This is a genomic window from Leadbettera azotonutricia ZAS-9, assembly GCF_000214355.1.
GTDB classification, from domain to species: Bacteria; Spirochaetota; Spirochaetia; order Treponematales; family Breznakiellaceae; genus Leadbettera; species Leadbettera azotonutricia.
This window is the reverse complement of record NC_015577.1, coordinates 746,782-764,773: the sequence shown is the minus strand read 5'-3', so window position 1 is coordinate 764,773 and position 17,992 is coordinate 746,782. Positions and strand designations below refer to the sequence as shown.

19 protein-coding genes and 1 pseudogene are annotated in these 17,992 nt (G+C 51.7%); 6 read left to right on the top strand and 14 right to left on the bottom strand.

What is annotated here, in order from left to right; genetic code table 11:
• Window positions 1–135: 135 nt before the first annotated feature.
• Window positions 136–1,059, bottom strand: coding sequence for an alkaline phosphatase family protein (locus TREAZ_RS03395; protein WP_015710409.1), 924 nt, complete (start codon window positions 1,057–1,059; stop codon window positions 136–138).
• Between the two features lie 209 nt (window positions 1,060–1,268).
• Here TREAZ_RS03395 and TREAZ_RS03390 point away from each other — a divergent pair, with 209 nt between their 5' ends.
• The gene (locus TREAZ_RS03390) at window positions 1,269–2,375 is read left to right on the top strand and encodes a glycoside hydrolase family protein (protein WP_148257657.1); all 1,107 of its coding nucleotides are present in this window, start codon (window positions 1,269–1,271) and stop codon (window positions 2,373–2,375) included.
• On the opposite strand, the gene moeB is transcribed toward TREAZ_RS03390, so the two are convergent.
• From moeB to TREAZ_RS03360, 6 genes are all read right to left on the bottom strand, one after another.
• Complete coding sequence (moeB, locus tag TREAZ_RS03385) at window positions 2,372–3,544, bottom strand: molybdopterin-synthase adenylyltransferase MoeB (protein WP_015710407.1); 1,173 nt, start codon at window positions 3,542–3,544, stop codon at window positions 2,372–2,374. The genes TREAZ_RS03390 and moeB overlap by 4 nt on opposite strands.
• Before the next feature lie 6 nt (window positions 3,545–3,550).
• Window positions 3,551–3,829 carry a MoaD/ThiS family protein gene (locus TREAZ_RS03380; protein ID WP_015710406.1) on the bottom strand — a complete coding sequence of 93 codons (279 nt, stop codon included), beginning with the start codon at window positions 3,827–3,829 and terminating at the stop codon, window positions 3,551–3,553.
• Window positions 3,820–4,245 carry a M67 family metallopeptidase gene (locus TREAZ_RS03375; protein WP_015710405.1) on the bottom strand — a complete coding sequence of 142 codons (426 nt, stop codon included), beginning with the start codon at window positions 4,243–4,245 and terminating at the stop codon, window positions 3,820–3,822. The genes TREAZ_RS03380 and TREAZ_RS03375 overlap by 10 nt, the downstream gene beginning before the upstream one ends.
• Complete coding sequence (locus tag TREAZ_RS03370) at window positions 4,242–5,135, bottom strand: PLP-dependent cysteine synthase family protein (protein ID WP_015710404.1); 894 nt, start codon at window positions 5,133–5,135, stop codon at window positions 4,242–4,244. The genes TREAZ_RS03375 and TREAZ_RS03370 overlap by 4 nt, the downstream gene beginning before the upstream one ends.
• 73 nt (window positions 5,136–5,208) lie before the next feature.
• Window positions 5,209–5,889 (bottom strand): LrgB family protein, encoded by a 681-nt coding sequence (locus TREAZ_RS03365; RefSeq protein ID WP_015710403.1) that lies wholly within the window; start codon window positions 5,887–5,889, stop codon window positions 5,209–5,211.
• Window positions 5,890–5,891: 2 nt separating this feature from the next.
• Window positions 5,892–6,248, bottom strand: a complete 357-nt coding sequence (locus TREAZ_RS03360; protein ID WP_015710402.1) for a CidA/LrgA family protein — start codon at window positions 6,246–6,248, stop codon at window positions 5,892–5,894.
• Between the two features lie 66 nt (window positions 6,249–6,314).
• Here TREAZ_RS03360 and TREAZ_RS03355 point away from each other — a divergent pair.
• Window positions 6,315–7,669 (top strand): annotated as a pseudogene (locus TREAZ_RS03355) (MFS transporter).
• On the opposite strand, the gene TREAZ_RS03350 reads toward TREAZ_RS03355, so the two are convergent.
• The 7 genes from TREAZ_RS03350 to TREAZ_RS03320 all read right to left on the bottom strand — a co-directional run bounded on the left by TREAZ_RS03350 (window position 7,650) and on the right by TREAZ_RS03320 (window position 13,511).
• Window positions 7,650–8,324 (bottom strand): queuosine precursor transporter, encoded by a 675-nt coding sequence (locus TREAZ_RS03350; protein WP_043923260.1) that lies wholly within the window; start codon window positions 8,322–8,324, stop codon window positions 7,650–7,652. The pseudogene TREAZ_RS03355 and the gene TREAZ_RS03350 overlap by 20 nt on opposite strands.
• Window positions 8,325–8,503: 179 nt before the next feature.
• Window positions 8,504–8,848, bottom strand: coding sequence for a hypothetical protein (locus TREAZ_RS03345; RefSeq protein ID WP_043922790.1), 345 nt, complete (start codon window positions 8,846–8,848; stop codon window positions 8,504–8,506).
• A 65-nt stretch (window positions 8,849–8,913) separates the two neighbouring features.
• Window positions 8,914–11,454: an alpha-glucan family phosphorylase gene (gene glgP, locus TREAZ_RS03340; RefSeq protein WP_015710399.1), complete on the bottom strand. Its 2,541-nt coding sequence runs from the start codon at window positions 11,452–11,454 to the stop codon at window positions 8,914–8,916.
• A gap of 91 nt (window positions 11,455–11,545) precedes the next feature.
• Window positions 11,546–12,034, bottom strand: coding sequence for a hypothetical protein (locus TREAZ_RS03335; protein ID WP_015710398.1), 489 nt, complete (start codon window positions 12,032–12,034; stop codon window positions 11,546–11,548).
• The gene (locus TREAZ_RS03330) at window positions 12,013–12,615 is read right to left on the bottom strand and encodes an RNA polymerase sigma factor (protein WP_015710397.1); all 603 of its coding nucleotides are present in this window, start codon (window positions 12,613–12,615) and stop codon (window positions 12,013–12,015) included. Before TREAZ_RS03330 ends, TREAZ_RS03335 begins: the two co-directional genes overlap by 22 nt.
• Window positions 12,612–12,947, bottom strand: coding sequence for a DUF6249 domain-containing protein (locus TREAZ_RS03325; RefSeq protein WP_015710396.1), 336 nt, complete (start codon window positions 12,945–12,947; stop codon window positions 12,612–12,614). The genes TREAZ_RS03330 and TREAZ_RS03325 overlap by 4 nt, the downstream gene beginning before the upstream one ends.
• Window positions 12,948–13,025: 78 nt before the next feature.
• The gene (locus TREAZ_RS03320) at window positions 13,026–13,511 is read right to left on the bottom strand and encodes a flagellar basal body-associated FliL family protein (protein ID WP_148257655.1); all 486 of its coding nucleotides are present in this window, start codon (window positions 13,509–13,511) and stop codon (window positions 13,026–13,028) included.
• A 70-nt stretch (window positions 13,512–13,581) separates the two neighbouring features.
• On the opposite strand from TREAZ_RS03320, the gene TREAZ_RS03315 reads away from it, so the two are divergent.
• From TREAZ_RS03315 to TREAZ_RS03300, 4 genes are read left to right on the top strand one after another with little or no spacing between them, the layout of a single operon-like run.
• Window positions 13,582–13,926, top strand: a complete 345-nt coding sequence (locus TREAZ_RS03315; protein WP_043922786.1) for a cupin domain-containing protein — start codon at window positions 13,582–13,584, stop codon at window positions 13,924–13,926.
• A 9-nt stretch (window positions 13,927–13,935) separates the two neighbouring features.
• Entirely contained in the window at window positions 13,936–15,777 is a 1,842-nt protein-coding gene (glmS, locus tag TREAZ_RS03310; RefSeq protein WP_015710392.1) for a glutamine--fructose-6-phosphate transaminase (isomerizing), read from the top strand.
• 19 nt (window positions 15,778–15,796) lie between these two features.
• The gene (gene ltaE, locus TREAZ_RS03305) at window positions 15,797–16,846 is read left to right on the top strand and encodes a low-specificity L-threonine aldolase (protein ID WP_015710391.1); all 1,050 of its coding nucleotides are present in this window, start codon (window positions 15,797–15,799) and stop codon (window positions 16,844–16,846) included.
• On the top strand, window positions 16,843–17,961 hold the full coding sequence (locus TREAZ_RS03300) for a M24 family metallopeptidase (RefSeq protein WP_015710390.1): 1,119 nt from the start codon (window positions 16,843–16,845) through the stop codon (window positions 17,959–17,961). The genes ltaE and TREAZ_RS03300 overlap by 4 nt, the downstream gene beginning before the upstream one ends.
• Window positions 17,962–17,992 lie beyond the last annotated feature (31 nt).

Genomic DNA, 17,992 nt, shown 5'->3' with positions numbered 1-17,992 from the left:
ATCTACCACATATTATAGAGTTAGTCTATCAAATAAGTATGCCAATTTATCCTATAGGAATTGTAGGATATTGTCAAGCCCTATGATTTCTAAGGTATGAAGGATTTGAGCGAACGCAGCGCCAGCTTTACCGATTCACTCAAACGCCTCTTCCACAGGCTTGCCGATCCACACATCAGGCTGAACAAGGCCAAAGATTCTCGCAATGGTCGAGGCAGTGTCGTAGGTGTGCACTTCCCCGACAATCTCGTATCCCTTCTTGATTCCCTTCCCGTATAGGATAAGGGGAACCTGCCGTTCCTGCATTGATTCGCCGCCGTGGCCTTTGCCGACCCCGCCATGATCTGCGGTGAGGATAAAGATGGTATTGTCGTAGATGCCGGCATCCTTGACTGCCTGCTCAATGATGCCGATATAGCCATCAATCTGGGACAGCTTCTTGTAATACGCGGGCGTGTCGTGGCCCTTGCTATGGCCCGTCATGTCGGTGCCATAAAAACCGATGAAGGCAAAGCCGGGCTTTTGCTTCTTGATATACCTGGCTATCTTATTTGCTCCGGGTTTCCAATAGGAGAGAAGGGGAACCAGTTTCATGCGGTTTGGCACATCTTTTGGAACCAGGTACTTCATGCCGCTCCATTCATAAAAGTAGGCGATTGTGCTTTCAGGCTTCTGATCCCGGAGAAGGCCGAAGATGCCCGGAAAAAAGGCACGGCTGTCTACAGCGGCAGGCTGGAAGCCAGGCTCCTTTGAGTTCCATGAGGTAAACCCATGCAGGCCGGGATCTGCGCCCGAGAACATGGACATCCAGTTGGGAGCGCTGTCCGATGGCATGACGCTGAGATCCTCAAGGGTATATGCGCCATGTGCCATCATCTGCCTGATTACCGGTATGTCTGCGCCGGGAACGCTGTACGCTCCCCATGCGTCAAGCCCGATAAGGACAACATGGATAGCGCTTTCGTCTTCGGCAATGCGCGGCACCGAAGCGCAGGTTGTCAGCAAAACTGCATGAAGCATTGCGCAGGATATCCGGCTGAACAGCGTTTTCTTTTTCATACTTTCTGCTATAATAAGAAGTATCTTTCAAATTATCAAGGATAAAGGAAACTATATTGAAACCTTATTTCTTTTTTATATGCATATTCCTTGCGCTTTGTTCATGTGCGACAAAAACATTTTCCGTAAAGAATGAACAGCATATTTCGCCAGGCTTTCTGGGGATATCCCCGGACGGCTCTTCTTTGGAGGAAGCGGATTGCATCCTGATGGATGGGCTTGGCGCAGCATGGGTACGGACGACTCTCCGGTGGACCAGTGTCGAGAGGGAACCCGGCAAGTGGGATTACTCCTATTGGGACGAATATATCGACAACGGCAAAACTGCGGGGAAAAAAATAATGATATCCCTCGGTTTTGACAACGGGTATTTGTACGATGACCGCAAGGAGCACCGGGATTTGACAGAAAGAGAGCTGCCGTATTTTCTGGAGTATGTTGAGAGGACAGTTTTGCGGTACAAGGGAAGGGTTGACGCATGGGAAATCTGGAACGAGCCGAACTTGACCTTTTGGAAAGGCTCGGACGAACATTTCATTGCCCTTGCCAAGGCAGCCGCGCAGAGAATCAGGGATATTGATCCTGAAGCCAAAATCGTATCCGCAGCGTTCTGGCGCACGCCGAAACGATATATCCGGGGCATGTTTGAAGCCGGCGCAATGGAACATGTGGATGCTGTTTCTTTTCACCCCTACGCGGCCAGCCCCGGGTATACGCTGCGGCTTTACGAAAAACTGGCAGCCATTCTGGCAGACTACAACTACCGCGGTGGGATTTGGGTGACCGAGGTAGGGTATCCGACACACGGCTGGTACCCGACACGGGTGAGCGAAGACAAATATCCTGCTTATATTGTAAAAACCATAGCCGGCCTTGCGGTGCGCGGAGTGAATCCTATTATATGGTACGAGCTTTTTGATGAATACAACAAGAAAAAAGCGCCCTCAAATTTCGATTCCGAGAACTTCTTCGGCATTGTTTACCCTGATTTTTCCTATAAGAAAGGGGCCTTTGCATACAAACTTTGCAGTGAATACCTTTCCAATACAACATACATGCCTTCTGCCCCGGAAAGGAAGGACATCAGCAAATCTGTTACCAGCCTTTTCTTTCGCGGCGAAGGCCGGAATGCGCTTATCCTCTGGAACACCGGCATAAAACGCACCGTCCATCTTGCCATCCCCGACGCCATGCCGATCATGCACGACATTGCCTCAGATAAAGAGGAGATGCTGACAGACGACACAATCAAGCTGGGCCGCACCCCTGTCTTTATCACCTGGGAAGGAAATTTTCAGCCCTTCGAACTTTACTAATACTGGGGCAGAGATGCATCAACGTCTCTTGCCCAGGCATTGACCCCGTCTTTCAGATTGAACAGCCGCCCCTTGTATCCTGCTTCCCGCAGGGCCCGGATAGCGAATACGCTGCGCTGCCCGATTTTGCAGATGAACACTGCGTCAATGGCGGGATCGAATTCATCAATCCTGCGGACCATCTGCCCCAGGGGGATTGCCTTGGCATTGGGGAATTTGACAATGGCCCGCTCGTGAGGTTCGCGTATATCGATGATCTGCAAGGGCTCGTTATTATCAAACCGCGCTTTTAGTTCTTTCGCAGTAATAGTGTCAACCGGCACTTCATCTTCATTTTTCTTGAGGCCGCAGAATTGCTCATAATCGATAAGCTCGTGGATAGTAGGATTACTGCCGCAGACGGGGCAATGGGGGTCTTTATCAAGCTTGAGTTCCCGGAACTTGAGCTTCCACGCATCGAAGAGGAGAAGCCGCCCCACAAGGCTGTCACCGCCGCCCACAATGAGCTTTATCACTTCGTTGGCCTGGAGGGTTCCTACGATGCCGGGGAGCACCCCGACAACGCCGCCCTCGGCACAGGAAGGAACCAGCCCCGGAGGCGGAGGCTCGGGATAGAGGCAGCGGTAACACGGGCCTTCCTTGGCGTAAAACACCGAAGCCTGGCCTTCAAACTGGAAAATCGAACCATACACATTGGGGATGCCCAAAAGCACGCAGGCGTCATTCACCAGGTAGCGGGTCTGGTAGTTGTCGGTGCCGTCGGCTACCACATCGTAATCTTTGAGGATATCCAGGGCATTGGCGCTTGAGAGCATGGTATTGTAGGTGTTCACCTTGATATAGGGATTAATGCTCTTAATGCGATCCTGGGCGGAGGCGACCTTGGGGCGGCCCACATCGCGTGTTCCGTGAATCACCTGGCGCTGCAGATTGGATTCTTCCACAAAATCAAAATCAACGATGCCGAGAGTGCCCACGCCTGCTGCTGCAAGGTAGAGGGCCAGAGGCGCGCCGAGCCCGCCGGTTCCCACAAGGAGCACCCGCGCTGCCTTGAGCCGCTTCTGCCCCTCAATGCCCACTTCAGGCAGGAGGAGGTGGCGGCTGTAACGGCCGATCTCGGCATTGGTAAGATCGGTGAGTTCCCGATCCTTAATTACGCTGTCAGTCATGCTCTTCTATCCTTGGATGCCGCCCGCAATGGCCGGGACCAGCATGATAGTATCATCATCCTTGACCGGCGTATCCAGGGCCTGCATTTTTTTGATATTTGTCTCTCCCACAAAAACATTGATGAACGAGCGCAATTCTGCGCCCTGGTACAAATGCTGCTTTATATCGGGATAAGCCTCTGCCAATTTGGCGATTGCTTCCCCTACAGTAGCACCTGCAACGGTGATTTCGGATTTCCTCTCTGTAAAGCTTCTCAATGCGGTGGGTATTTGTATTACCGGCATAGCAACTCCTCCTTGTTAAAAACCGACCTGTCTTCGGTGAGCCGCCAGCTTGTCAGTTCCGCCGCACGGCCGCCTTCGACTCCAAGTATTATATACGAATAAAAGGGCAATGCAAACTCACGATCGTACTCCGAAGGCCGCGCCGGATGATCCGGGTGGGAATGGTAAAAACCCAGCACTTCGCGGTTCTGCTTGCGGGCTTCTTTTTCGGCCCTCATCAAATCTTCGGCCTCGATCCTGAAACGATGGTACTGCTCTTCAGCTTCGCGGTTGTTCTCTATGGGGAGGACAGCTTCCACTTGCCGGCCATCACCATCAAGCAGCGGACCCAAAAGAACGCCGCAGCATTCGTTGGGGAAGGCCCTCTCCCCTTCCCTCCTGACAAGGGCTTCACATTCGGCGCTGAGCCTGATCATGCTGTTTCCCAGAAAGGATCTGAAAGATACCTGATGCCGCCGTCGCAGAGGATGGTAACCACCACTGCATCGGGGGGAAGCTTCTCCGCGAGGTGAAGGGCAGCGAGCACATTGGCTGCGGAGCTTACCCCGACGAAAAGGCCCTCCACTGCGGCAAGCTGCCTTGCCAGGGCGTAGGACTCCTCGGTATTCACCTCGATAAATTCGTCGGGCAGGCGCTCATCATAAAACTCAGGTCTGATGGTACTCGCCATGTGCTTGGTCCCCTCGATGCCGTGGAAGGGGGAATCGGGCTGCACCGCTATCACCTTTACATTCGGGTTAAGTTCTTTAAGTCGTCTGGCGCAGCCTGTGAAAGTTCCGGAAGTTCCCATGCCGCAAATGAAATGGGTTATCCGGTGATTTGATTGCTCCCAAATTTCCAGGGCTGTTCCATTGTAATGGGCCTTCCAGTTTTCATCGTTGGCGTATTGATTAGGGTAAAAGTATTTTTCGGGATTCTGTTCGACTTCTTTCCGGGCCGCAAGGAGGGCGCCATCGGAACTTTCCAGGGGATCTGTCTCAACAATTTGAGCATTGTAGCGTCTCATAAGCCCCTTCCGCTCATTGCTGGCATTTGCCGGAAGGTAAAGCTTCACGGGATATCCCAAATAAGCGCCCATCATGGCATAGGCTATGCCCGTATTGCCGGAAGTCGCATCGATGATGATCTTGCCCGGCTTGAGACTGCCCTGCTTGATACCGTCAAGTATCATGGCTTTGGCGGCCCTGTCCTTAACAGAGCCTGAGGGATTGCAGAATTCGGCTTTGGCAAAAAGCTGTGCTCCGGCATGAGGGATTTTTCTTAATTCCAAAAGAGGAGTATTCCCCACCAAATCAAGGATATTCATTCTATTTCCTAGTAATTATATGTGCTTTATAAATTTTGTCAAGCATACAGGCTGCCTGCTTCCAAGCTGCCTGCTAAAACAAAAATATAAAAAATACGCTTGTGATTATCCCCACTACCCCAATGGCAAGGCCGCTCATGGCGCCTTCTGTTTCGCCAAGCTCCAGGGCGGCAGAAGTCCCTATGGCATGGCCCGAAGCGCCCATGGCGATTCCCGCCGCTATGGGATCTTTCAGCTTAAAAGTTTTAATGATGATGGGGGAGACGAAGGCCGAAAAAATCCCGGTGATGATCACGGCCATGGCGGTAATGCCCGGGAAGCCACCGTTCTTTTCGGAGAGCTCCAGGGCAATGGCAGTAGTAACCGAGCGGGGCAGGAGTGAAACGGCAATGCCCTCGTTAACACCTAAAATTTTACAGAGCCCCCAGGTACTGCCCACTGCGCTGACAGAACCCACGATGCAGCCTGCCAGTATGGGGATGATATTGGCTTTGAGTTTATCCCTCTGGTTGTAAATCTTCAGGGCCAGAATCACCGTGACCGGGGCCATGAACATAATGATAAAATTCCCGCCTGCCCTGTATTCTTCAATACCGACGGGGCTAAAAAGTACGATTGCTATAAGGAGAACATTTGCTATCACGAGGGGGTTTGCCAGGGGGGAATGGACACGCTTCCTGATAGTGATGCCTATAAGATAGCAAACCAGGGAAACGAGCACGCCGCAGACGGGGAGCGACAAAGCCTGAACCATTTTTACACCCTGCCCCGAAGCAGCACCCTGCAGAGCCTCACCGTACCGTAGGTCAGGCTGAAGGTGACAATGGTGCAAACCATGCAGATCCCGAAGAACTGCCACACCACAGGACGTATAAAAGAAAAATTCTCGATAATGGCAATTGCAACCGGAAGAAAGAAAAAAGCCATATGGGAACCGAGGAAATCCGCGGTCTTCCCAAGCTGGCTGGGCTTAAGCATCTTACTGCCAAGGGCTATGAGCATGAGGATCATCCCAAGAACACTGGCAGGCATGCCCAGGGGCAAAGCCCTGGCTAAAATTTCACCGGCAAAGCCAAAGGCCAGAATGATGGCGAGCTGCGCAAATATTTCCATTATCAATACAATACCATATACTTTAAAAAGGATATGTATAATTCAGGAAATATGCAATAATGGCTTATGGAAAATTTCCCACAAAAATTGACAGTCAGGCAGAAACTGGGCTTCGGCATCTTCGATCTGGGCGGGAACATGCTCTTTACAGTCATGTCCTTCTGGTGCCTCAACTACCTCACGGATACCGTGGGCCTTGCAGCTGCCTGGGCAGGCGCAGCGGTGATGATAAGCAAAATCTGGGATGCGGTTACAGACCCGGTTATGGGTTTCATCTCTGACCGCACCCTGACCCGCTGGGGGAGACGGCGGCCATACCTCCTTTTCGGGGCAATACCCATGCTCCTTGCCATGTGGTTTTTCTTCACAAGCCCTCAAATCGAAAACCCCATAATGCTCGCTGTCTGGGCAGCCCTGGCGCTTATGGCGGTGAATACCGCGTCCACTGTCATCAATATCCCCTACTCCTCCCTTACCCCTGAATTGACCGACGATTACCACGAGCGGAGCAGCCTTAACGGTTACCGTTTCGGCTGCGCGGTCTTCGGCACTCTCATAGGGGCGGCGGGGGTGGAGCCTATAGTGGGGCTTTTCGCCGACAAGAGAACGGGCTTCTCCATGGCGGGTCTTGCCTTCGGGTCCCTCATGGCAATCGCAACCCTCCTCACTTTTTTCGGCACAAAAGAGAAAAAGCACACCAGGGCGGATCTTCCCACAGAGGGCTTCTTTTCCACCTATAAAGCGGTCTTTGTCAATAAGCCTTATATGATACTCCTCCTTACCTATGCCCTGCACATGGTGGCAATCACCTTCCTCACAGGGATACTCGTGTATTACACCAAGTACATCTACCGCCGAGAGGATATCACTACCCCGGCGATGATAGTATTGCTGTTAGTTGCGATGGTATTTATTCCCGTATCAGTGCTGGTTTCAAAAAAAATCGGGAAAAGAAAACCTATCAAATCTGTTTCATCATCATTGCAACTGCCTGTATGGGCATTTTCTTCCTTGGCGAGAGCCTGGGGGTCAATTTCTTCCTGGGCATAATGGTATTTGCGGGCATCGGGGTAGGCTTTAGCTATGTGGCCCCCTTTGCCATGGTTCCCGATGTAGTCGAATATGATGCTGCCAAAACCGGCCAAAGAAAAGAAGGGGCTTACTATGGCATGTGGACCTTTATCTCCAAGCTGGGCACAGCCTTTTCGGTTTTCCTGGCAGGATTGATACTGTCATTTGGCGGCTATATTGCCGATGCGATTCAGGGCGAAAGAGCTCTCACGGCAATCAGGGTCATTATTGGCCCCCTCCCTGCGTTCATCTTTGTAATTGCAATAGTGCTGATGCAGTTCTATCCATTGGACGAAGAAGCGTATAAGAAGCTTATGCTTGAGAACGGGCCTAAGAACCAAAAGGATTGAATTTGACACCCACATCGTAGGCATCCACCCCCTCGGCTTTTTTAAGCTTTATCACCGCAAGATAGGTGAAGGGGGTCATGGCTGCTTCGATAAGGCATTTGAAAAGATAGTTTGTCAGCACCAGGGTAGCAAAGAGTTCCCAGCCGAAAACGCCCGTAAGGCTTGCAGCCAATACAAAGACAAGGCTGTCCAGAAGTTCCCCGATTAAGGTGCTGCCTATGGTACGCACCCAGAGCAATTTCCCCTTCATCAGAACTTTCATTTTCGAAAGTATCACGGAGTTGGAAAACTCGCCCACCAGGTAGCCCAAAAGGCTCGCCAGGGCTATGCCGCCGGTGCTCATGCCCCCGAGTATTGCGTCATATGCGGCGCTGCCCGCATACCCTTCCCAGGCAGCCTCTGCAGGGAGGAGGCGGAGGAAAAAAAAGATAAGGGATGAAAGGGCCAAGGCGATGAAACCCATCCAGATGACCCTGCGGGACGCCCTAAAACCATAAACTTCGGTGAGCACATCGCCAAAAACGTAAGAAAGAGGGAAAAGAAGGGTTCCGCCGTCAAAAGCAAGAGGAATTCCAAAGAGAGAAATACCGAGATCCACGATTTTTGCCGACGATGCTACATTGCTGGTGATAAGTATGGCAACGAAGAAAGCCATAACAAGATCCAGATAACGGAAGTGAACAGTCTTGGAGGAATTTTTGGGCACCGATTGCCATCCTTGTTTTGTTCAGGCGGGTAACTGGGCTACCGCCGCGGCGAAACTCGCCGCTTTTGTGTACCAAAGAAGAACAAAACCGCCGCAAGAATACCCTACGGCGGCAAATTCAGCAAACCTTAAAGCGCGGGGTCAGAAGCGGGAGCCGCTTTCTTGGCCCTCGGTTTTGCCGGGGCTTTCTTTGCAGCTGCGGGCTTCTTCACAGCTGCTGCCTTCTTGACTGCGGGTTTCTTTGCAGCCGCAGGTTTTTTCGCAGCGGCGGGTTTTTTCGCAGCCGCGGGTTTCTTCGCAGCTGTCGCCTTCTTGGCTGCGGGTTTCTTCGCAGCCGCAGGCTTCTTTGCAGCTGTCGCCTTCTTGGCTGCGGGTTTCTTCGCAGCCGCAGGTTTCTTCGCAGCTGTCGCCTTCTTGGCTGCGGGTTTCTTCGCCGGTGCTTTCTTCGCAGCTCCTTCAATTGTCTTTGCCATAGTAGCCTCCCAAAAAAAAATTATTTTATCACCCTATATTAACCGGTCCACAAACCGGATAGAGCCTACGCCCACTTAATAAAACCTGTCCTGTAGGGATGAACCAGAGCCGGATGCTTGGGGAGTATCCTGACTGTATGTCCCTGCAATCCCGTATCGGCACATTCAATCCTTACCTGATAGACAACCACATTCCCTTCCTGGCCGACAGATCTCATCTCGGCCCTATTGGCATTTTCAATTCCATCGCCGTGATTGGAAGCTGAACCGTGGTAAAGCTCCACCAGAACCTCATCAGGGGAGAGAGCGCCCAGCTCAACCCTCGCAGTAACCGTGAGGGAATCGCCCCGCTGCATAATCGGTTTGGCATTGGATTCGATTTTTTGGATCTTGATGCTGTCCCATGCCTGGCGCAGTTTACCCATATATGCGGCAAGGGCCTTGGGCTCGGCATAATCGTCTTTTACAATGCGCCGATAGTTTTTAAGCGCCGGGAAGTAGAACTTGTTGGAATAATCCATAAGCATACGGTGGCTGGACATAGACTGTCCAATCTGCTTCATGCAGGTCTTCATGCGGCGTATCCATTCCCTGGGAAGCCCGTCCCTTCCACGCTGATAGAAGAGGGGGATGACTTCCCTTTCGAGGAGATCGTAGAGGGCCTTGCTCTCAATTTCATCCTGCAGATTAGTGTCCTCGTATTCTTCACCCCGGCCTATGGCCCAACCCACTTCAGGGTTGTATGCCTCATCCCACCAGCCGTCAAGTATGGAGCAATTGAGAACGCCGTTCATTGCGGCCTTCATGCCCGAAGTACCGGAAGCTTCCATGGGCCGCCTTGGGGTATTGAGCCACACATCAGCGCCGGAGGTAAGGTAATGGGCCATGGATATATCGTAATTTTCAAGGAAGATAATGCGGCTTGTCACATCATGCTGCTCCGCGAAATGGATGATGCTTCTGATGAGTTCTTTGCCAGGCATATCCATAGGATGGGCCTTGCCCGCAAAAATGAGCTGTATGGGCCGTTCGGTGTCTTTTAAAAGCTTGAGGAGGCGCTCGGGGTCCCTCAAAAGAAGATTGCCACGTTTGTAGGTCGCAAAACGGCGGGCAAAGGCGAGGGTCAAGGTATACGGCGAGAGCGCGTCCTCTGCCTGGGCTATGCGGCGCTCCACCGCGCCATTGCGCTTCAGGTTATCCCTGATGCGTTCCCGGGCAAAAGCAACAAGCCGTTCACGGCGGCGCTCATGGGTACGCCAGAGCTCTTCGTCAGAAATACGATCCATGCGGTTCCAAACCGAAAGATCCGTGGGCTCTTCTTCAAAATGGGGGCCAAAATAACGATCCAGCAGCTCCACCATGTTGCTTGAGACCCAGGTACGGGGATGAACACCATTAGTAACATGGTCAATAGGTATTTCATTCAGGGGAAGGCCGGGCCAAAGGTTCTGCCACATTTTGCGGGAAACCACGCCATGGAGCGCCGCAACGCCATTGGCATAAGCGGCAAACTTGATAGCCAGAACGGTCATGCAAAAGGTTTCACTGTCATCGTAGGGACGCTCGCGGCCAAGGCTGAGGAAATCTTTCCAGGAGATGCCCAGAATCTGGGGCCAACTGCGGAAGTATTTTTCCATTAAACCTATGTCGAAACGCTCGTTTCCTGCGGGAACAGGAGTATGAGTTGTAAAGATATTGGTGGGCCACACCGCTTCGCGGGCTTCGTCAAAGTTGAAATGCCTCTCGGACATAAGCTCCCGGACACGTTCAAGGCCCAGGAAGGCTGCATGGCCTTCGTTCATGTGGGTAGCGGCAGGATTGACACCCAAAGCGCGGAGGGCGCGTATGCCGCCTATCCCAAGGAGGATTTCCTGCTGCATACGGGTTTCTTTGTCGCCGCCATAGAGCGTGGCAGTGATATTCCTGATGTCAGGCGCATTCTCGGGGATATTGGTATCAAGGAGAAAGAGGGAACTGCGCCCGACTTTTACTTCCCATACCTGGGCTGTAGCCTGGCGGCCTGCAAGATCCACAGTGATCTTGACAGGTTCGTTGTTTTTGCCTGTTTTGAGCTCCACAGGCATATTGTACCAGTCGTTCTCGGGGTAGCTCTCCTGCTGATAACCATCGGCATTGAGAAGCTGTTTAAAATAACCCTGGCGATAGAGGAAGCCAACGCCTACAAGAGGAAGACCCATGTCGGAGGAGGTCTTCATATGATCCCCCGAGAGTATGCCCAGCCCGCCTGAATAGATCGGGAGAGATACATCCATGCCGTATTCCATGGAGAAGTAAGCGACCACATCTTTCCGGGAACCACGGTACCAGGTCTCGCCTTTTTTATACTTGAGGAAACGGGTGTATACTTCATTCAGTCGCGCAATGTAGGAATCGTCTTTGGCAACTTCAACGAGCCGCTCCTGGCTTACCATGCCAAGAGTCCTTACCGGGCTCTGATGCGACGAAAGCCACACATCATAATCAAGGCGGATGAAAAGCTCGACTGCATCAAAGTTCCATGAAAGCCAAAGGTTGCGGGCAATCTCTTCGAGGGGTTTTAATGAATTGGGAAGTTTTGGTTTTACAGTATATGTAGAGATATTCATAATAAAATGATATGCCCCATTTCAAGTATTGTCAACGAGTTTAAAAAAAAATCCGCGTTTTTTCAGAAAAATCTTCACTCTTTTTACATCTTTAGTGAATTCCAAAGCGTGACGAGAGTTCTTTAAGATGGCTGCCGATAAAAAACGCGCCGTAACCGGTGAGCACCGCACCGATTGTAATGCCTACGGGGAGAAGGAAAGAAGAACCCTGAGCGTCAGCGACATTGATAAAGTCCATGCCGAAGAACGCCGTGGAGAGTGACAGTAAAACAAAGCAGCCTATGATCACCCAGCTGCGGAGAGACAATCCGGCAGGGGCATCGGCAGCAGGCTCTTCATCGATTGTCTCGGCGGAAATTTTCTGCATAATGGCATCTTCAAGAGCGGGGGCAGAGGGAAAGAAGTCATCTATCATCACCGAATGGAGGAGTTCCATTTTTTTTGCTTCCCCTGCGCAGCGGGAACAGAAAAAAAGATGTATGCTTATTCTGAGACGGGCCAAAAAAGGAAGAGGCCCTTCCCCTGATGCTTCAAAAATTTCTTCGCTTACATGCGCTGTCAGTCCTGTATGCTTTGCCATTCTGTTCCCCCTTCGGCAAATTCTTTCAGCTTTTCCTTCAGGATCTTTTTAGCCCTGAACACATGGGACTTGATGGTATTCACCGGGTACCCCGTGATGGCTTCGATCTCCTGATAGGATCGATCGTAGAAAAAGAAAAGATCCACGCAGATCCGGTAGCGATCCGGCAGTTCCTTCACCGCTTCCTTCACTGCTTCCCGTAAAGCAATCCTTAAAACATTCCGTTCCGGCGTATCCTTGCCGGGGATACGCTCTTCTTCAACCAGGCTCCGGTAATCCTTCTTCCGTGTAACACTGTTCACCGCTGTATTGTAGGCAATGCGGTAAAGCCAGGTCGAAAAACGCGACCGCCCTTCAAAATGCACAAGGCTGCGATAGGCTTTGAAGAAAACATCCTGGGTAAAATCCGATGCATCTTCGGCATTGCGGAAAAAACTTATGCCCATTCCGTAAATCGCCTGCTCGTGGCGCTTTACAAGAAGCCTGTAAAGCTCTTTCTGGCCTGCAAGGATCTGTTCCAGGATCATCCTGTCGTCATCGCCGTCCCCGGCGCTTTCAGCGATGATGCCTTCCTGATTCATGAAGCCCTATCGCTGCGCTTGATCCCGTAGTAACACAGAAGGCCCGCCCCCACTGCAAGGGGAATTATGCCCCCCAGGAGGCCGAAACCAGCCCCCGATACAATGGAAAGAAAGATCGTCAGCGCAAGCCCTACCGCGCTGAGGAGAAGGCCGGCAAGAAGGCTGAAAGACTGCAGATCAAATGCGGGTTTATTGTACTGACCTGCCTTGATAAGCAAAATTCTGCGCCTGTGATTCCAGAGCAGGTAGAAAAAAACCACCACTGATCCCATGAATATCCCCACTATGGGAATGATGGAAATAATAACCTGGGCAACTGTCGACTGCGCCATGAATCTCCTCCTGGAACCTGCGGTGGGGGTTCCCTCTTTTTGACCCGCCTGATGACTGTTGGTTGCGCTGACGAGCCTTCAATCTATGATCATGTAATCATTAAAGTACAAAATCTCTATTTTCCCCAGCCTGAGCACCCCATTGTACTGATCAAGGAGGGCTTTTTTGATTTCTTCCTCATCGACCTTCTCAAGCTGGGAAGCGGTTCGGGACTTAAAATATGCGCTGGTTAATGCCCTGAACTCCCCAACGCGGGACGCAAGCTCTTCAGAAAAAGCTTTGTCCCCGGGATTATACGGAAACGTGATGCTCACTATAGCTGTCGCGGGCTGATTGTCCCCAAGAGGAAGCCTGAGGCGCCCTATGCCGGTAAAAGTATTGCCGCTTTCGACTGGGGAAACCCGGGAAGAAGTTTGCGCAGGCTTTGCATTATCCTGGGGCTTTAAAAAAAGCGCCCATACCACGCCTGCAATAATGACAAGCAGAATGATCAATGCAAGCACGATCAGGCTGCGGTATATGATGAGCAAAGCTTGAGGGGGCTGTCTCCCATGGTTATTCATGCTCATTCTTTTTATGCTTATGGCTTTTCATTGTCAAGTAATTGTGGATAATATCCCTAAGAGGTGAATTATGGTTATACGACGCAATGAAATGAAGGTTGAAGACAAGGAAAAGATGAGGGATGGCGAGGGGACCGTTCATTTTACCTATCTCCTTGACGGAAGCAAGGAAAAGAATGCCAGGATGTTTGCGGAGATCACCCTTAAGCCAGGATGCTCCATCGGCTATCATCAGCACAATTCTGAAACAGAATACTACTTCATCCTGTCGGGAACCGGAACGGTCAACGATGATGGAAAAGAAGTGCAGGTAAAGCAGGGGGATTCCATTATCACCGGCAACGGCGCATCCCACAGCATCAAAAACACCGGGGAAGATCTTCTGATCTTCCACGCAGTTATCGTGACATATTAAGGGAAGCGTATGTGCGGCATAGTTGGCTACATTGGAAATGAAGAGGCGGCGCCGGTTCTCATCAAAGGGCTTACCAAGCTTGAATACCGGGGCTACGATTCTGCCGGGGTAGCGATCCTTGGCAAAAATGGACTGCTGATACGCAAATCCAAGGGCATGCTGAAAAATCTGGAAGAAAAAATAGGCTCCGAGATTCAAAGCGGAGCCCTTGCAAGCACCATGGGCATAGGCCATACCCGATGGGCCACCCACGGGGAACCTTCGGATATCAATTCGCATCCCCACACCGATGTGGCAGGAAAGATCGCTGTGGTTCATAACGGCATCATCGAAAATTATGCCAAACTGAAAGCCTGGCTTGAAGCCCACGGGGTAAAATTCCGCAGCCAAACCGACACGGAGGTGATTGCCCACCTTATAGACTTCCATTTCAATGGCGATTTGCTCCAGGCAGTCATCGAAGCCCTGAAGCGGCTCGAAGGTTCCTATGCTTTGGGCATCATCTGCGAAAGCGATCCCGACAGGATCATTGCAGTGCGCAAGGAAAGCCCCCTCGTCATAGGCGCGGGTAAAGGCGAAAACCTCATCGCCAGCGATGTGCCGGCCATTCTGGAACACACCCGTGATGTTTACTACCTCGGGGACAGGGAAATTGCGGTCCTCTACCGGGATCATGTGGATTTCTTCAACGAAGAAGGCCAGAGCATCAGAAAAGAGACCTCCCATGTAACCTGGGACGCAGGGGCTGCCGAAAAAGGCGGCTTTGAACACTTCATGCTCAAGGAAATCCACGAGCAGCCCAAGGCCCTCACAGATACGCTTAGGGCGCGGATCAAGAATGAAGGGAAGAAAGCCATCAACCTTGAAGAGATAGGCTTTGACGCTTCCTGGGCAGAGGCAAACCGGGTGGTCATTACTGCCTGCGGCACTGCATGGCACGCCGGGGTGATTGGAAAATACGCCTTTGAGCATTTTGCGCGCATCCCTGTGGATGTGGATATTGCCAGCGAGTACCGTTACCGGAACCCCATTTACAATCCCAAAGACATCTTTATCATCATAAGCCAGTCGGGCGAGACCGCGGATACCCTGGCAGCCATGCGGATGGCAAAAAAATCAGGCGCCCGCATCATTGCCATTACCAACGTGGTGGGTTCCACCCTGGCCCGCGAAGCTGACCTCGTGATGTACACCTGGGCAGGTCCCGAGATCGCAGTAGCCTCTACAAAAGCGTTTACCACCCAGCTCATGTGCCTCTACCTCATCGCCATTCAGTTCGGCGTGCTCCGGGGCACGCTTAACGATGCCGAACTTGGCGCAGCGGTAGAAGCCCTGGAAAACATTCCCGCAGAGGCGGAAAAAATTCTTTCTGATAAAGAGAACATACAGCGTTTCGCTTACCTCCAGACCAACAAGACCAAGGTTTTCTACATGGGGCGGCTTTTTGACTATGCGGTAAGCCTTGAAAGCGCATTGAAGCTCAAGGAAATCAGCTATACCCATTCCGAAGCCTTTGCAGCCGGCGAACTCAAGCACGGCCCAATTGCCCTGGTGGACGAAAGCACTTTGCTGGTCGCCATCTGCACCCAGGACAATCTCTTTGACAAGATGGATTCCAATATTAAAGAGGTCAAAGCCCGGGGGGCGTCCACATTGGTCATCACCTGGGACGACGTAAGCTACTTCGACAAGACTGCGGACGAAGTTTTCCGCATTCCCCGTACCATGGCGAGTCTTTCACCTATGCTGGCGGTAATACCGGCCCAGCTTTATGCATACTATGTGTCCATACTGAAAGGCCTTGATCCTGACAAGCCAAGGAATCTCGCAAAGAGTGTTACAGTAGAATAAATTCCTTTAGGAGCGGGCATTGAACATAATTGATATCAGAAGCGACACTGTTACCAAGCCTACACCGGCTATGCGCAAAGCCATGGCCGAAGCCGAAGTAGGCGACGATGTCTATGGCGACGATCCCACCATCAACAAGCTTGAAAAGCTGGGTGCAAAAATGCTGGGCAAAGAGGCTTCGGTCTTCGTGCCCTCGGGGACTTTCGGAAACCAGCTGGCCCTTTTTACCTGGGCGCCGAGGGGAACAGAAGTGATACTCGGCGAAGAAGCCCACATTGTTCAGCACGAAGCGGGGGCTGCCTCGGTGATTGCAGGGGTACAAACCAGGACTATCCCTGCGCCTGACGGCATTTTGACACGAAAAGCCCTGGAAGAAAGGCTGCGGCATCGTGAACTCCATTTCCCGGCCACTTCCCTCATCTGCCTTGAAAACGCCCATTCCCTGGGGCAAGTGGTAAGCCTCAAAGCCATGGATGAAGCGCGGGCAGTGGCAAAGGAATGGAAGCTTCCCATTCACCTTGACGGCGCGCGTATTTTTAATGCCGCAGCAGCCCTGGGCTGCGAGGCAAAAGACATAGCCGCCAGGGCAGATTCGGTGATGTTCTGCCTTTCAAAAGGGCTCTGTGCGCCGGTTGGATCGTTATTGGCAGGAAGCAAAGCCTTTGTGGAAGAAGCCAGGATGAAGCGTAAGATCATGGGGGGCGGCATGAGGCAGGCAGGCATATTGGCTGCCGCAGGGATACTTGCCCTCACTGAGCAGGTGAACCATCTGGCAGAAGATCACGCCAGGGCAAAAAAGATGGCAAAGGATCTGGCAAAAATCCCCGGCATCATCATTAAACCTAAAGAAGTTGAAATCAATATGGTATTCTTTGCCTGGCCTGCGGCAGAAAAAGAGAAGACCGCAAAAAAAATCGTGGATATTTTTGCCGGGCACGGCATAATCATCAATGCGCCCGAGCATGGGGTATTCCGGTTTGTAACCCATTACTGGATAGGGGATTCGGAGGCACAAGCGATACTGGCCGCCTCGCGGGAGGCATTCAGGTCAGAGGCAGCCGCCTCATGAGCATTTACCAGACAAGACGGGAACAGATTTACGACTGGATGGCAAGGGAAAGCATAACCCTGGTAATGATAAGCGATTTTGAAGATCGCCGTGATCCATCGGTGCGCTGGCTATCAGGGCAGCCCGGGGACGCCCTCCTTTTTTTATCAGTAGACAGAAAAAGCCTTCTTGTTCCCTGGGATATCAATATGGCCATGCTCTATGCAAATGTTGATTCCTTCATCCCCTATTCAGAATTTAACCGCAGTTCCATAAAGGCAATTAAAGGAGCGGCTGCGCTTTTTAAAACCCCCCTGGGTTCACGGGTGGAAATCCCCCCCACTACGCCTTATCCCCAATTCCTCAAATACATTGAAGCAGTAACAGACTTTGATATTATTTGCCGCGATAACGGCGCAAGCCCCGAAATGGAAAAAGCCAGGGCTGTCAAGGACAGTGAAGAACTCAAGATCTATCAAAAAGTCTCAGCCTTCACCTGCGATATCACCGATTTATTGGAAAAACAGGTACGGGCAGGAAAACTTAAAACCGAAGCGGATATAGCGCACTTCATCGATGCTGAAGGCCGTAAGCGCGGCTGCGAGGGCACAGGCTTTGAAACCCTGGCTGCAGGGCCTGACCGGAGCTTCGGCATTCACTGCTTCCCCGCGTATACGGGCGGGGCTTTCGGAGGCCAGGGCTTGTCCATACTGGACTATGGGCTCAAGCATGCGGGCTATACCAGCGATGTGACCCTCACCTTTGCAAGGGAGCCCCTTTCAAAACAGCAGGAAAAAATGCTCACCCTGGTCGAAAAGGCCTACAATCTGGCCCTCGCCATGGCAAGCCCCGGCATTGCGACCCGTGATATTGCACTGGCAGTGGAAGCCCATTTTGCCAAGGCAAAGAAATTCATGCCCCACGGTCTGGGGCACGGTATAGGGCTTGAAGCCCACGAAGCCCCCAATGTCAACACCAGGGCCGAAAACAGCTGGGTACTTGAACCCGGCATGATCATCACCCTGGAACCGGGCCTCTATGATCCTGTCCAGGGCGGCTGCAGGCTCGAAAATGACGTGCTTATCACCGAAACCGGGGCGGAAGTACTGACTAATTCCAGAATTATCAGGCTTTAAAAAAAACTCCGGCTATTATATAATAAACCCA

Bases quoted from the DNA above. Each gene is read 5' to 3' on its own strand.
- TREAZ_RS03395 (WP_015710409.1), bottom strand. From the start codon at position 1,059: ATGAAAAAGAAAACGCTGTTCAGCCGGATATCCTGCGCAATGCTTCAT.
- TREAZ_RS03390 (WP_148257657.1), top strand. From the start codon at position 1,269: ATGGATGGGCTTGGCGCAGCATGGGTACGGACGACTCTCCGGTGGACC.
- moeB (WP_015710407.1), bottom strand. From the start codon at position 3,544: ATGACTGACAGCGTAATTAAGGATCGGGAACTCACCGATCTTACCAAT.
- TREAZ_RS03380 (WP_015710406.1), bottom strand. From the start codon at position 3,829: ATGCCGGTAATACAAATACCCACCGCATTGAGAAGCTTTACAGAGAGG.
- TREAZ_RS03375 (WP_015710405.1), bottom strand. From the start codon at position 4,245: ATGATCAGGCTCAGCGCCGAATGTGAAGCCCTTGTCAGGAGGGAAGGG.
- TREAZ_RS03370 (WP_015710404.1), bottom strand. From the start codon at position 5,135: ATGAATATCCTTGATTTGGTGGGGAATACTCCTCTTTTGGAATTAAGA.
- TREAZ_RS03365 (WP_015710403.1), bottom strand. From the start codon at position 5,889: ATGGTTCAGGCTTTGTCGCTCCCCGTCTGCGGCGTGCTCGTTTCCCTG.
- TREAZ_RS03360 (WP_015710402.1), bottom strand. From the start codon at position 6,248: ATGGAAATATTTGCGCAGCTCGCCATCATTCTGGCCTTTGGCTTTGCC.
- TREAZ_RS03350 (WP_043923260.1), bottom strand. From the start codon at position 8,324: ATGGCTTTCTTCGTTGCCATACTTATCACCAGCAATGTAGCATCGTCG.
- TREAZ_RS03345 (WP_043922790.1), bottom strand. From the start codon at position 8,848: ATGGCAAAGACAATTGAAGGAGCTGCGAAGAAAGCACCGGCGAAGAAA.
- glgP (WP_015710399.1), bottom strand. From the start codon at position 11,454: ATGAATATCTCTACATATACTGTAAAACCAAAACTTCCCAATTCATTA.
- TREAZ_RS03335 (WP_015710398.1), bottom strand. From the start codon at position 12,034: ATGGCAAAGCATACAGGACTGACAGCGCATGTAAGCGAAGAAATTTTT.
- TREAZ_RS03330 (WP_015710397.1), bottom strand. From the start codon at position 12,615: ATGAATCAGGAAGGCATCATCGCTGAAAGCGCCGGGGACGGCGATGAC.
- TREAZ_RS03325 (WP_015710396.1), bottom strand. From the start codon at position 12,947: ATGGCGCAGTCGACAGTTGCCCAGGTTATTATTTCCATCATTCCCATA.
- TREAZ_RS03320 (WP_148257655.1), bottom strand. From the start codon at position 13,511: ATGAATAACCATGGGAGACAGCCCCCTCAAGCTTTGCTCATCATATAC.
- TREAZ_RS03315 (WP_043922786.1), top strand. From the start codon at position 13,582: ATGGTTATACGACGCAATGAAATGAAGGTTGAAGACAAGGAAAAGATG.
- glmS (WP_015710392.1), top strand. From the start codon at position 13,936: ATGTGCGGCATAGTTGGCTACATTGGAAATGAAGAGGCGGCGCCGGTT.
- TREAZ_RS03300 (WP_015710390.1), top strand. From the start codon at position 16,843: ATGAGCATTTACCAGACAAGACGGGAACAGATTTACGACTGGATGGCA.